Annotated in this window: 14 protein-coding genes and 1 tRNA gene; 8 read left to right on the top strand and 7 right to left on the bottom strand. The window is 49.2% G+C overall.

Annotation, left to right across the window (positions count from 1 at the left end):
• Positions 1-24: 24 nt before the first annotated feature.
• The 3 genes from GWC95_RS08610 (at position 25) to GWC95_RS08600 (ending at position 4,563) form a co-directional block, all read left to right on the top strand.
• Positions 25-1,686: a beta-N-acetylhexosaminidase gene (locus GWC95_RS08610; RefSeq protein ID WP_161818300.1), complete on the top strand. Its 1,662-nt coding sequence runs from the start codon at positions 25-27 to the stop codon at positions 1,684-1,686.
• Positions 1,687-1,799: 113 nt separating this feature from the next.
• On the top strand, positions 1,800-3,701 hold the full coding sequence (gene nagB, locus GWC95_RS08605; protein ID WP_161818299.1) for a glucosamine-6-phosphate deaminase: 1,902 nt from the start codon (positions 1,800-1,802) through the stop codon (positions 3,699-3,701).
• 211 nt (positions 3,702-3,912) lie between these two features.
• Positions 3,913-4,563 carry a phosphatase PAP2-related protein gene (locus GWC95_RS08600; protein WP_161818298.1) on the top strand — a complete coding sequence of 217 codons (651 nt, stop codon included), beginning with the start codon at positions 3,913-3,915 and terminating at the stop codon, positions 4,561-4,563.
• A gap of 76 nt (positions 4,564-4,639) precedes the next feature.
• On the opposite strand, the gene GWC95_RS08595 is transcribed toward GWC95_RS08600, so the two are convergent.
• A complete protein-coding gene (locus GWC95_RS08595) occupies positions 4,640-5,740 on the bottom strand; it encodes a BamA/TamA family outer membrane protein (RefSeq protein WP_161818297.1) in 1,101 nt (366 codons plus the stop codon).
• A 163-nt stretch (positions 5,741-5,903) separates the two neighbouring features.
• On the opposite strand from GWC95_RS08595, the gene GWC95_RS08590 reads away from it, so the two are divergent.
• The 5 genes from GWC95_RS08590 (at position 5,904) to GWC95_RS08570 (ending at position 8,955) form a co-directional block, all read left to right on the top strand.
• Entirely contained in the window at positions 5,904-6,716 is an 813-nt protein-coding gene (locus tag GWC95_RS08590; RefSeq protein WP_161818296.1) for a phytanoyl-CoA dioxygenase family protein, read from the top strand.
• 70 nt (positions 6,717-6,786) lie between these two features.
• A complete protein-coding gene (locus GWC95_RS08585; protein WP_161818295.1) occupies positions 6,787-7,566 on the top strand; it encodes an SDR family NAD(P)-dependent oxidoreductase in 780 nt (259 codons plus the stop codon).
• A 72-nt stretch (positions 7,567-7,638) separates the two neighbouring features.
• A tRNA-Arg gene (locus GWC95_RS08580) sits at positions 7,639-7,712 on the top strand.
• Positions 7,713-7,861: 149 nt separating this feature from the next.
• Positions 7,862-8,353, top strand: coding sequence for a hypothetical protein (locus GWC95_RS08575; protein WP_161818294.1), 492 nt, complete (start codon positions 7,862-7,864; stop codon positions 8,351-8,353).
• A gap of 140 nt (positions 8,354-8,493) precedes the next feature.
• A complete protein-coding gene (locus tag GWC95_RS08570; RefSeq protein WP_161818293.1) occupies positions 8,494-8,955 on the top strand; it encodes an Hsp20/alpha crystallin family protein in 462 nt (153 codons plus the stop codon).
• Positions 8,956-9,218: 263 nt separating this feature from the next.
• Here GWC95_RS08570 and GWC95_RS08565 read toward each other — a convergent pair whose 3' ends face one another.
• From GWC95_RS08565 to GWC95_RS08540, 6 genes are all read right to left on the bottom strand, one after another.
• Positions 9,219-9,602 (bottom strand): response regulator transcription factor, encoded by a 384-nt coding sequence (locus GWC95_RS08565; RefSeq protein ID WP_161818292.1) that lies wholly within the window; start codon positions 9,600-9,602, stop codon positions 9,219-9,221.
• Positions 9,603-9,620: 18 nt separating this feature from the next.
• Positions 9,621-11,933: a PAS domain S-box protein gene (locus GWC95_RS08560; protein WP_161818291.1), complete on the bottom strand. Its 2,313-nt coding sequence runs from the start codon at positions 11,931-11,933 to the stop codon at positions 9,621-9,623.
• 226 nt (positions 11,934-12,159) lie between these two features.
• Positions 12,160-12,429 carry a hypothetical protein gene (locus GWC95_RS08555; RefSeq protein WP_161818290.1) on the bottom strand — a complete coding sequence of 90 codons (270 nt, stop codon included), beginning with the start codon at positions 12,427-12,429 and terminating at the stop codon, positions 12,160-12,162.
• Between the two features lie 73 nt (positions 12,430-12,502).
• Positions 12,503-12,691 (bottom strand): hypothetical protein, encoded by a 189-nt coding sequence (locus tag GWC95_RS08550; RefSeq protein ID WP_161818289.1) that lies wholly within the window; start codon positions 12,689-12,691, stop codon positions 12,503-12,505.
• A gap of 19 nt (positions 12,692-12,710) precedes the next feature.
• Positions 12,711-13,055 carry a response regulator gene (locus tag GWC95_RS08545; RefSeq protein WP_161818288.1) on the bottom strand — a complete coding sequence of 115 codons (345 nt, stop codon included), beginning with the start codon at positions 13,053-13,055 and terminating at the stop codon, positions 12,711-12,713.
• Between the two features lie 257 nt (positions 13,056-13,312).
• On the bottom strand, positions 13,313-13,930 hold the full coding sequence (locus GWC95_RS08540; protein ID WP_161818287.1) for a hypothetical protein: 618 nt from the start codon (positions 13,928-13,930) through the stop codon (positions 13,313-13,315).
• Positions 13,931-13,933 lie beyond the last annotated feature (3 nt).

Genomic DNA, 13,933 nt, shown 5'->3' with positions numbered 1-13,933 from the left:
TGGATCAAAAAACAAATTCCGTTTATGAAAAAAAATTTTTTTGTTCTCGCTCTGTTTTTCTCGCTCAGCAGTTTTGCGCAGGAAGTGAACCTTATTCCACGGCCAACAAAAGTAGAGACACAGCAAGGCAGCTTTACCATCACACCCAACACGGCGATCGTGCTGGCAGAATCAGGACTTGAGAGATCAGCGCAGTTTTTGAATGATTACCTGCAGCAATTTTATGGCTTCAGGTTGCCTGTCGTTAAAAATTCAAGCGCCCATAAGAACAACATCGTGCTGGACATTGAACAGATCGACCACCCCGTTCCCGGCGCATACGCAATGGTTGTTTCGGCCAATGGTGTAGAGATCGGCGGCGCGGGTTCGCTCGGAACTTTTTATGCGGTGCAAACGCTCATCCAGTTGTTGCCGATGGAAAAGACGAAAACGCTTTCCGTTCCGTTTGTACAGATAGACGATAAGCCCCGTTTTGCCTACCGCGGCATGCACCTCGATGCGGGCCGGTATTTTATGCCGGTTGATTTTGTAAAGAAGTACATCGATTTTATTGCGATGTACAAGATGAACACCTTTCACTGGCACCTTACCGAGGACCAGGGCTGGAGAATAGAGATCAAAAAATACCCGAAACTCACGCAGGTTGGCGCATACCGCAACGGCACCATCATCGGGCATCACCCGGGTAAGGGCAACGACAACAAAAGATACGGCGGTTTTTATACGCAGGAACAGGTAAAGGAGATCGTGAAATATGCGGCCGACCGTTACATCACCGTTATTCCAGAAATAGAAATGCCCGGCCACGCATCCGCGGCCATTGCCGCCTACCCGCAACTGAGTTGTTTCCCAGACGAACCCACCCGGCCCGCAAAGAACGTAACCTGGTCGGGCGACACCACCGGCAAACAGGTGCAGCAAGCCTGGGGCGTGTACCCCGATGTATTTGCGCCCACGGAATATACATTCGGTTTTCTGCAGGATGTGCTTGACGAAGTGATCCCGTTGTTCCCCGGCAAATACATTCACATTGGTGGGGATGAGTGCCCGAAAGACAATTGGAAACGCTCTGCCTTCTGCCAGCAGCTCATCAGGGAAAAAGGACTGAAAGACGAGCATGGTTTGCAGAGTTATTTCATCCAGCGGATAGAAAAATACCTGAACGGCAAGGGCAAACAGATCATCGGGTGGGATGAAATACTGGAAGGCGGCCTCGCGCCCAATGCAACCGTAATGAGCTGGCGCGGCGAAAAAGGCGGTATAGAAGCGGCCAAACAAAAACACGATGTGATCATGACGCCGGGCGGATGGATGTATTTCGACCATTCTCAAACAAAAAATGAAGATTCCCTTGTAATCTGTTGCTACACAACGGTGCAAAGGGTTTACAGCTACGAACCACAGCCGGCAGAATTGAGCGCCGAAGAGGCAAAACACATCATCGGCGCGCAGGCCAACCTGTGGACCGAATACATTCCCAACGCATCCAAGGCCGAGTACATGATCTTCCCGCGTATGAGCGCTTTGAGCGAGGTGTTGTGGAGTGGAAAAGAACAACGCGACTGGAACCATTTCGAGCCGAGGCTACGGAACGAGTTCAAACGGTACGACTGGTGGGGCGTTAGCTACAGCAAAGCTTTCTTCGACGCCGCCAACAACAACAGCGTTGCGCCTGAAAAAAAATAATCCGTTCCGGTAGCCCTAGCGCCACCAATTAAAGCTGCGGATTTATGCGTTTATTCATTCTTTTCTTGCACAATCCTGCAAATTGAATGTATTTTTGTAAAAACTTAAGTGCTATGACCATGGTAGATTCATTTGAGAAGATCCCAGTGGAGATTTTTCCTTCAGCGTTGGCCGGTTCAAAAGCGGTAGCAAAGGAAATCGCGGCCCTGATCCGTGCAAAACAAGCGCAGAACCAGCCTTGTGTTTTGGGGATGGCCACAGGCGGTACTCCTATTTATCTCTATGCCGAACTGGTTCGTATGCACCGCGAGGAAGGGTTGAGTTTTAAAAACGTCATCACCTTCAACCTCGATGAATATTACCCGATCGAAAAAGATGCATTCCAGAGTTACTGGAGCTTTATGCACCGTCACCTGTTCAATCACATCGACATCGATCCTGCCAATATCCACATACCCAATGGGAGTTGGCCCAAGGAAGACATCAAAAAATATTGCGCGGCTTACGAGGCTGAGCTGGATAAATTGGGCGGCGTAGACCTGCAGATCCTCGGCATCGGCTTGAACGGCCACATCGGTTTCAATGAACCGGGATCTAGTATATTCTCAAAAACAAGACTGGTTACGCTTGAGAACACCACGCGCATCGCCAATACCTACGAATTCGAAAACATCTCGAAAGTGCCGCGTCTTGCCATCACGATGGGCATCAGCAATATCCTGAAAGCAAAACGCATCGTATTGATGGGATGGGGACAAAAAGCGCACATCATTGCAAAATCTGTTGAGGGCAACATGACGGAGCAGATCCCCGCCAGCATTCTTCAGCAGCACAGCGATTGTACGTTCGTGATCGATGAACCGGCTGCGGCCGAGCTTACACGCATAAAATCGCCCTGGCTCACCGGCGAATGCGACTGGACACCGCAGATGATCAAACGCGCGGTGATCTACATGGCGCTGAAAACGAACAAATCGGTATTGAGCCTTACAGCAAACGATTACATAGAAAACAGTCTCGGAGACCTGCTCGTAGAAAGAGACGCTTACGAGATCAACCTCCAGGTATATTACCTGCTCCGCGACAGCATTACCGGCTGGCCGGGCGGCAAACCGAATGCCGTGATACCGATGCACCCCGAAAGAAGCGAACCGCACCCGAAAAGATGCGTCATCTTCTCTCCGCATCCCGACGACGACATCATCAGCATGGGTGGAACATTCATGCGTTTGCACGACCAGGGCCATGAGGTGCATGTAGCATACCAAACCAGTGGAAACATTGCGGTTACCGACGAGTTCGTGACACGTTTCATCGATTTCGCGGTAGGGTTTGAAGACATGTTCGGAATAGACAATCATAAAAGCAAGGATATCCTATCGGCCGCGAGAACATACATCGCCAACAAACAGAAGAACCAGGTAGATACTGCGGATATACGTTCGATCAAAGGATTGATCAGGCGTTGCGAAGCAAAAGCAACCTGCCGTTACGTGGGCCTTACCGAGGACCGCGCGCATTTTATGAACCTTCCGTTTTACGAAACGGGAACGGTAGATAAAAAACCGATGGGTGAAGAAGATGTACTGGTCACGATGGAGCTCCTGAAAAAATTAAAACCGCACCAGGTCTATTGCGCGGGCGATCTTGCAGATCCGCATGGAACGCACAAGGTATGCCTGGAGATCGTATTCGAAAGTTTGCGCAGGCTCAAAGCCGCCGGCGAACCCTGGATCAACGATTGCTGGGTGTGGTTGTACAAAGGCGCATGGCAGGAATGGGATATCTCCGATATTGAAATGGCCATTCCCATGAGCCCCGACCAGGTGATGAAAAAACGCTTCGGCATCTTTATTCACCAGTCGCAGAAAGACATGGTGCCGTTCCAGGGCGCAGACAGCCGCGAGTTCTGGCAGCGCGCAGAAGACAGGAACGCGCATACCGCTGACCTCTACGCAGCGCTCGGCATGACGAAATACGCCGCGATGGAGGCTTTTGTAAGATGGCATTATTGATGCGCGTTTTAAACGGCAAGCAATGATTAAATAAGGTATGAGACGATCCTTTTGTTAACGCGATCGTGCATACCTTATTTTTTGGCAATGGATCTCCGAACACGGTGAATAACAGATCGAAGTACACGCAAACACGACCATTCATACTTTTAATCGCCATCATTTGCTTAAACAATGGTCGACATATCAGATCAGCGATTATTTTTGCGCGATGGAAAATGAACAGGTGCGGAGAAACAAGATGATCGCATTGGCATGGCGCAACGCGTGGGCGAATCCGCTATTCAGGAAGAAAACGATCGTTGGAAGTATTTGCCTGGTGATCATGCTCGCTTTCCTCCCATTGTTTTTTGCCACGATAGAAAAACGGGAGGGCATCCAGTTTCACGATATTTTGCTGCACCGCATCACACCGTACGATGTTTCCATTCTTACTTTTATCATCATCTGGTCTATGACGGTTTTCCTCTGGATCCGTTGTATGCAAAAACCCGCGATCTTTCTCGTTGCCCTTTATTCATTGATCCTTTTGTTTGTGGTGCGGATGATCACCATCGTACTGGTTCCGCTCAACCCGCCGGCGGGACTTATTCCCCTGCGCGATCCGATCAGCAGTTTGTTTTACGGCGGGCCGCAGGTATTTATTACCAAGGACCTTTTCTTTTCGGGCCATACGTCTACACAACTGATGATCTTTTTTTGCCTGGAAAATAAAAAAGACAAGATCGTTGCGCTGCTCGCCACCCTCACGGTTGCCGCATTGGTATTGATACAGCACGTACATTACACGATCGATGTTGTTGCGGCGCTTGTGTTAACCGGGTTTATCGTTCGCCTCGGGCGCAGGATCGCCAGGTATTAGGGAAAGGACACAGCAACGGAGGCAGTTTGCCGCTGTTGGTCGCCTGGCCAACATCGTTCGCCTGACCAACATCCCATTAAAACGCCTCCCCCAATTGCAGGTAAAACCCGCTGTTCTTTCCTTCCCCCACCCCATAATCCACGCGTAAATTGAGTTTCTCTTTTTTATCGAGCGCAAACCGGATCCCCGCTCCGTAAGAAAATTTAAGATCGTTGATGGCGTACTCCGTGATCGAATGGCTCACATTGCCACCGCCGCCAAACACCACGGCGCCAAAGCGTTTGTAAACCGGGAAACGGTATTCGCCCTGCACGATGAGCTGGTTCAGGTCTTTGTAACGGCCATCGTAATACCCACGCATCCGGTTGGCGCCGCCGAAAGAGGCAAGGCTTCTTATGGGCACTTCTCCCACATTGTTAAAACTGAAAAACTGGAAGGCCAGCACCTGGCTGGTATGACCGACCGGGATGTATTTGCGCAGGTCGAGCACATAATTGGTGTAGTTGTAATCGTTGCCCCAGAATTTATCAAAATGATTGAAGGAGAACTGGCAGAATGCGCCATTGTCCGGCGAGAATGCGCTGTTGCGTTTGTCGTAGGTGAGGCTTCCCCCAAGACCCGCTACCTTGTAGCCGTTTCGGCCTGTTACGTTCTGTGCATCAAAAAGCCCGCCCTTGGTGTATTCCACGTCCCATACCTTTTGCGTTTCAAACAGCAGGCCGGCGAAAAAGCCGGGGGAAAGTTTGCGGAGCAGGTGCAGGTAAACATAATACTGTTTGAATTTGTAGGATTCTTCGGCAGCATCAGGCGTGTTCTTGCCCAGCCCCCAGAATTTATCGGGAAATGAACTGAACGATACCTGCTCGGTGAGGATGAATTTTTCTTTATGGAAATACTGCGTTCCCGCCAGCGCCGTTACCAACTGCTTTTTTGTGGAATATAATGCCAGCAGTTCGAGGTTGGAAGTACGCGAAATGGTGTCTTCTTTAGACAACCGGAAGGTAAGAGTGCCCACGGTACCGAACGACCAGCCCGTTTCGATGGATTTTGCCACAACGGGGAAAACTAATAGCCTTTTGCGGCTCGTACTGTCTTTTTGTGCATAACTAGGGGTTTTCAACGCAAAAACAGCCAGGATGAGGCAAAAACAAGGAAGGGGCAGACTGATTTTTTTCATAATAAAAGGTGTAATTTAACCTCTTATACTTTAACGGGGCAAAAACTCTGAAGAAATTGCTTAGATTTGCTCCGTTTTTCAGGCATACTTATTTACCATAATGTAACTGAAAAATAACCTTTGGTTAATACTAACGATTAATAAATAACGCAATATAGTACGAATGAAAAAATGGGATAGTCATTTTCAACTGGGAGATACTGTAACCGCGGAGCAATTGGAGTTTTTCGACAAGCACGGCGTAATCGTATTCAGAAATTTCATCAGTAAGGAAAAAGTGGCCACCTATATCAGTGAGCTCAAGCGTCTTGAATCGCTTTGGTTATCAGAACAACGCGACAAGGTTAACGGGATTCCATTGAAATATGGCAAGGACGAACACGGCAATAAAACGATCCAACGTTTATGTTTTACCTCTCTCTACAGCGACCCGTTGCACCAGCTGCTGGAGGAGCCAAGACTCAAAGCCCTTATGGCTTTCCTGAATCCGTACGAAGGCCGTATTGCGGAGAATGAGAAAGATGGCCTTGTGATCAACAATTACATCAATACCCCAAACAGCACCTTCACACAGATGGGCTGGCATACAGATTCACCGCGCGACCTGTTTCTCGGGCAAAAGATCATGCCGATGCTCAATGTGGGTATACACCTGGATGAATGCCCGTTTGAAAACGGCGGCCTCCGCGTATTGCCAGGCACCCACAAACAGAACATCCTGAAGCTCCTGTTTGGCAAAAAGTATTTCATCGATAACAACGACGACGACCGTGAAGTTGGTTTCGATATGCATGCAGGAGACCTTTCCGTACACGATGGCCGTTTGTGGCACCGTGTTAAACAATCCCCGAAATTCGGAGAAGAAAGCCGCAGGCGTGTAATGTATGTTCCGCTGGTTACCGGTAAATACAAACCGAAAGACGAAAACAGCAGAACGCCGTTCTACCACAGGTTTACAGGCAAAGTGCACCATTAGAATTATTACCCTCGATCAAGTCATTATAAAAGGTCAACTTCTGTTGACCTTTTTCAATAAAACCCATCACATGCCCTACGCATTGATCACAGGCGCCAGCAAAGGGATCGGCAAAGCCATCGCCGCAGAACTGGCAGCACGCAAAAACGACCTGCTGCTGGTTGCAAGGAGTGAGTCGTTGTTAAAAGAAACCGCGGCCTCCCTTTCCACCAGGTTTGGTATAAAGGCAGACTATCTTGCCGTGGACCTCTCAGCGCCCGATGCCGTTTCCAAAACCATGAACTGGCTGAAAGAGAAAAATTACGAAGTAAATATGCTTGTTAACAACGCCGGCTATGGTTTGAGCGGAGATTTTGATACTTACACCGCGGAAGAACACAAGGCGATGATGCAGGTAAATATGACGGTTCCGGTAGAACTCACCTCCGCACTGATACCGGAGCTGAAAAAACATCCCAGGAGCTATATCCTGAATATCGCAAGTTCAGCGGCTTACCAGTCGGTACCTGGGCTCGCTGTATATGCGGCCAGTAAATCGTTCCTGCTCAGTTTCAGTCGTGCTTTGCATTTCGAGCTGCGTAAGACAACTATTTCGGTAACGGCGGTTAGTCCGGGCGGAACCGATACCGATTTTGCCAACCGCGCGCAGGTAAGCGCAAAAGCGGTAAAAGCCGGGCAGAAACTGAACATGACACCGGAAGCGGTGGCCCGCATTGCCGTAAATGCGATGTACAACGGGAAAACCGAGATCATTACGGGTTTTGTGAACAAACTGGGCGCCGCGTTTGCCTGGCTCCTGCCAAAAAAATTAACGGAATCCACGGCGGCGGGCTTATATAAAAAGGATTAATTCGCAGATTCAGGCGCGAAGGTTTTGTGTATTAACAGGAAGCCATTATATTTGCAACCCCAAACGGGGAATGGCTGCGTAGCTCAACTGAATAGAGCATCTGACTACGGATCAGAAGGTTTCAGGTTTGAATCCTGACGCGGTCACAAAAAGTCTCACAGAAATGTGGGACTTTTTTATTTGCCGGAACCTTTTATTCCCCCGAAAAAACCGGCCGCAGCCAATCCAAGTCGCGAACTTTACATCTTCTGTAACTATCGCGCGATGTTTTCGTTACCTTTCAAACCATTTTACCATGAGAGCCTTTTTATTGTTGCTTGCATTCTTTTTTGTTGAGCATTTGTATTCCCAACCCTTCAAAACGGTTAACGGAAACGATTTCAAACAATCGCTCGGCGCCTGGACGGGTACCCTCACTTATGTAGATTATTCAACCGGGAAACCATTTTCCATGCCGGCGAATGTTACCCTGGTGAATACCGGCAACGCAGTGGTATTCGTGATGACATACCCCAAGGAGCCAAAAGCAAACGGCAACGACACCTTGCACATCACGGCCAACGGTTCTGTGTTCGACGGTGCAGATGTGGTATCGAAAAGAACAATGGACGACGGTACCGTTGAGATTGTAACTGAAAAAAACGGTGTTGACGGGAACGATCACCGCAAGGCCATACTCAGGCACACCTATCTTTTCGGGAAAAATAAATTCTCGACCCGTAAAGACGTGAAGTTTGATGGCGAAGAAAAATGGACGCTGCGAAACGAATACCTGTTTGGGAGATAAAAGTTGTTATGTTCCCCTGGCCTTTCACTGTCAACTTTTCCACCCGTTCCTGAAATTTTTTCTCACAGGCGCTGAAAAATTTTCAGCGTACGGGCATTGGCATAAGGTTGGATAATGGCTTAAAAAAAAAGGAGGTCATTATGAACAACACACTTGCAAAAAGAAACGGCAATACTGCCGCAGGATTTGAAAGCATGTTCCACTCGTTCTGGCCCGATTCCCTCCGCCGTTTTCTCGATGGCAATTTATGGGATGTCGACAGCCAGCTGAACCGCGGCACCGTTCCGGTGAACATGCGGGAAACGGCCGACCATTATGAGCTGGACGTGATCGCACCCGGTTTGCGCAAAGAGGATCTTTCGGTTAAGATCAAACACAATGAACTTACCATCGCCTTCGAGCGCAAAGAGGAGGTCCATTCAGAACAAAAAGGCTGGGAGCGCAATGAATACATGCTTCAGTCTTTCGAGCGCCGTTTTACCATGGACGACACCGTGGATTATGAACGCATCAGCGCGGCATATGCAGACGGCATTTTAAGACTTACCATCCCTAAAAATGACCGCGCAAAATTAACCAACAGGCAGATCGAGGTGCAGTAAGACCTGTTGCATTGCTTAACCCCTAAAATTACCGGATATGAAAACAGTCATCCGATTATTGTCAGGCAGGTTCAGCAAAAATGCAACCGATCCTGCCGCATACCTGGATCAGTTACCGCCAGAGATCATTTTCTGACAAGACAAAAAGTGGTGTTGGCCGGCCGGGACGAACGGTCCTGGCCGGTTCGCGCCCACTATTTTTCACATAATTTTTAGTCGCCTGGCGCTTCCATTTCCTGTCATCCTGTTTTTGGTAAATCCATTTAAAATGCAGCAGCAGGTGATGGCGGCCTAAACAGTTTTTTTACCCGCGCCGCAAGCTCATTCAGGCTAAAAGGTTTGGTCATGTAATCGTCTGCACCGAGTGCAAAAGCTTCCATCACTGTTTTTTCCTGTTCGAGCGAAGTGAGCATGATGATGGGGATCCGCTTTGATTGGTTGGAAGTGCGCAGGCGGGCAACGATCTCGAGACCGGATGCGAACGGCATCATAATGTCGGTTATCACCAGGTCGGCGCCGGAAATGTCTATTTTTTCGATGGCTTCCCTCCCATCGCGTGTTGTAATCACCTCGTACCCTTCTTTCTTTAATTTCAATTCGATGGTTTTAAGCAGTATGGAATCATCCTCTGCAATCAGTACTTTCATATCAATGGGTTTAGTGGTTTACGCTGCTATTTCTGTGTCGGTTACGCGTTTTTTTTTCAATTGGCCGTATTCGGCGGACAGCTGTTCCAGCAGCAACCTGCCAAGTCGATTCACTTCGCGGATGTTTGCCTGTACCTGTACATCATTCCCCCCGGTTCTTGCATCCGTTTCTATCTGCATAAGCAAGGACGTGATCGCGCTGGTATTGAGCAACGACAGTGATCCTTTGAGTTTATGTGCCTGGGCGCACACTCCCTGGAGATCGTTTTGCGATGATCGTTCCCGTAGCCGGTCCAGCTCAGCAGGAACATCGTTCAGAACCAGGGCGATCACATCCATCACACTTTCTTCATCGCCCAGCTCCGACAACAGATCCAGGCTGAAAAGTTTTTCAGTAGTTTCCCTGGCCGGTAACAAAAAAGAAAGTTTTTTATAGAGTTGATCAAAATCAAAAGGCTTCAGGAGAAAATCGTTCATCCCTGCCTGTATGCATTTTTCATGGTCGTCGCCCAGTGCCGATGCCGTCATAGCAACAATGGGGATCGTGCTTTGCAAACGCGACCGTACTTCGCGGGTCAATTCGTAGCCGTCCATTACGGGCATATGCAGGTCGGTGATCAGCAGGTCGTATTTATTTTTACAAAGCATCTCCAGCGCTTCCCTGCCATTCGATACCAGGTCGGCCCTCACTCCTGCGCGCTGTAATACCAGGCTGATGATCCTGCGGTTGATGGCATCGTCTTCTGCCACGAGGAAATACCTTTGGGCAAGCTCATCGCCATCCGCAACGGTGCGCGCGGTAGCCGGCAGCTTGTACGGCATGTACAGCCGGAACGCAGAACCGATGCCTACCTTGCTTTCAAAAGTTATGTCGCCACCCTGTAAACGCGCCAATGCGCGGGCAATGCTCAATCCCAATCCTACACCTCCATACGAAACGACTACGTTTTTGCATGCATGTGAAAAACTTTCAAAAATTGCGGCGCCCTTCCCGGGTTCTATCCCGATGCCTGTATCTGTAACGACGAATTCCAACCCGCCCGCTTTTGCCACCTGCACCTCGATCGTGATGGTGCCGCGCTCCGTAAATTTCACCGCGTTGCTGACCAGGTTGCCCAGGATCTGCAGGAGCCGCTGCCTGTCGCCCCTCAGCTGCCGCGGAACATGTTTGTCTATGTAGATTTTTGTGCTGAGCTTCTTCTTCGCGATGGTTGTTGCAAAACGGCCCGTTACTTCGCTCACAATTTTCTGAACATCAATTTCTCCATCGCTTACCGGGCAGGTGCCCTTGTGAATGTCGGCAAAATCGAGTACGTCGCGCATCATGGTGTTGAGTCTTTCTGCAGAGCGACCGATCATCGATACCAATTCTTTTTGCTGTTGGTCGAGCTGTGTTTCAGCGAGCAGCCGCGTCGCGCCCTCGATGCCATTGAGGGGTGTACGGGTCTCGTGGCTGATACCCGCAAGGAACTGTTCGCGGATCTCTTTTGCTTCCTTTGTTTCCCTGAGCGCATTCTCCAGTTGCCTGCGGTTGTTCACGCTTTCGGTGATGTCTGTTGCGATCCCGCTGATGCCAAACAGTTTGCCATCTTCATCGAGTAAAGGAAATTTTGCCAGCAACAGGTGCATGGTTCCGCCGGGTGTTTCAACCAGTTCCTCGCTCTCGATGTGACCGGCGCCGGCTATGACCTGGCTGTCCATGCGTGCGTAATGAGCTGCCCGTTCTTCTGAATTAAAATCGCGGTCCGTTTTCCCGATCACCATTTCATCCGTGAGGTTGAACACCTCCCTGAATCGCCTGTTTACCGTAATGTAACGGCCCTGGAGGTCTTTGATAAAAATAAGTGTCCTGGTATTTTCAAGAATCGCAGTGAGCCTGTATTCGTTTTCCTTGCGGCGCTGCTCCGAAGCGGCCAGCGCTTCCTGTATTTCCTTTTCGGCCGTTACATCCTTTACCATACACTGGAACCCCTTGATGGTTCCATCGGTGATGATGAGTTTTGCAAATTGCTCAACCCATTTCCGCTCGCCGGTCTTTGTACGGATCATGAAAACCTGGTTGGTAGAAACGATCTCTCGAAGAAACTGCCCGGAATAGAACTGGGACACTTCCTTTTCGCATTCGCTGTCGAGCAGCATGGAAAAATGGTTGCCAACCAGTTCTTCCGCAGAAAACCCGGTGAGTTCACACACAAGGCTGTTCACAAAATTGATGGTTCCGGTGGTATCTGCAGTATACATTACCACACCTGCATTCTCTACCATCTTCATATAGTGATCGTCGCTGTATCGTTTTTTACGTCTTGAAAACAGGTGGGTGATCGTTCTCATAATGGTTCGGTTTTCCTTGATACAAAAAGAACGATACACGGGTGCCCAGGCAATAGTGGTGCGGGGTAAAATCAACTCACCACAATGATCAATTTGCGATCGTATGATCAACAACCGGGAAATAAGGGAATGGGAACTGCAGTGTAGCAGATCGTATTACGAGGTTTGTAGGGGATGGAAATTGTAAGTGTTGAAGCTGCGTGGTAAATAGAAGATAGAAACCAGGCTAATCATTCATAACCGACTGGGAAGCATAGCCATTCGGCACGGGTTGGCCTGCATCGCCCGCATTGTAAAGCTGAATTTCGCGGCCTATGGCGTGTACCAGGATATCATCTACGTCATCATCGCTGGCCCAGTGGCCGTTGCCCGAGAGGCACACCACAAAGGGTTCCTCCCCCAAAAGTTCGACACGGAACTGGGCCTCGGCACCGTTTTCCCTGGGCGTGGCTTTGCCTTGGTAAAACCTGTCGTCTATGTAAAAGATTATATTCACACCAGTTAAACTAAAAAATGCATAACGGGGCTCAGCACTTACCGGCCCGGTACAATCGACGATCGGTCCACTGTTACCTTTGCCCTGAATCCGGCCGAACCCGCATCGTATCCGTATTGGCCACAGAATCGGGCGCGCCATCCTTGCCATAGTTAACAGGATTGGATAGCGTGTCTTTCTCGTTTACTACCGGTTCATGTTTTCCGCCATTGCAGGCCATCAATGCGGCCAGCATTGCGCAGGCTATTGTTTTCCGTAACATAATACTTCGTTTTAAAGTTTTACGCGAGGTATCCCACCAGCTCTTCCATCTTAATGGGTTTGGATACGCGCGCAAATTCCATTCCTATCCCGGTTGTTTCATAAGGCGGCACTTCAAAAGCACTGAGCAGTATGATCTTCATATTGGGATATAACTTCTGTAACGATGCGGCCTGTGTCCAGCCGAGACCATCGGGCAGGTTGTTGTCGAGCAGCAGCGCCTCAGGCTCCCATATCTTTAAACGCTGCATTCCTTCGTTAAGGGAGTTTGCACAGTCTACCGTTACATTGTTTCTTGCCAGGCTCAGTTTTACCATTTCGCAGAAATCGAGTTCATCGTCTATCATCAGGACCGTCTTTTTCATAACTTATATTTGTATGGGTTAGTATCTATTACCTGGAGCACAAAACATATACCTTTCTATTCACATCATTAAAGCGGTCAATTCGTAGAAAGAAACCGACATCGCAGTTTTATTGCGTCGGTTCCGTGTAGAGAAAATTCGTCGTTCACTACGTGGGATCAAGCATCGTTGAGAAGTGAATCCATCGTTTACGTCCTGATCACCGTTTTTGGTCCGGAAGAAGGCGTATTCAGCATCTACAGATAGTGGAGCATCACTTACCCTCCTATCTCATCTTCTAAAAGCGCTTTGCATAAAGCAGACCATTGTGCCTCTGATAAACCCAGTGCGGCACCAGTGGCAACAACCGTGTTGCGGATCTTATCAAAACCGTTGTCGGTGTTTACATTGGGCAACTCGTTTCTCCCATGGTAAGACGCAGACACACGATTCCCTGTTCGCTGTATCACAAAAGTTGAGGAAGCCCCCTCTCTGAAAAAATGGGCGACCCCGTTCCCGGAACCCGTAGGATCCGCTGCGGGCTGCAGTTTCATAGCGAACATTTCTTCCTCCGCATTTTCATTTGTTTCATCCACGATGGAAACAACAGTCACCCAATCGTACCCACCACCTGCCTTTGGGCCCGGGCCAGGTAGATCTACCTGGAAGAAATCGCCAACGGCGGCAAGTCGCTCCGCCGTATTACCGGCTGCATTGAACAGTTTAAACTCCGCCGCAAACTTTCCCGCGAGCTCATGCCACAGCGGCGGGTTTACCAAACGTTTACACGCGCGTTTGAAACAAGCGGTCGCTTCTTCGCGGCTGTTGCAGTCTCTTGAAAAATACAGGTCGTTCTCTTTACCTGCTGTATTTACGGGTACGATTCGGGCATCCATTCT

It is taken from the genome of Sediminibacterium roseum (genome assembly GCF_009939005.1).
In the GTDB taxonomy this organism is placed as follows: Bacteria; Bacteroidota; Bacteroidia; order Chitinophagales; family Chitinophagaceae; genus Sediminibacterium; species Sediminibacterium roseum.
The sequence above is the reverse complement of the archived record's forward strand: the minus strand, read 5'-3'. Positions and strand labels throughout refer to the sequence as shown.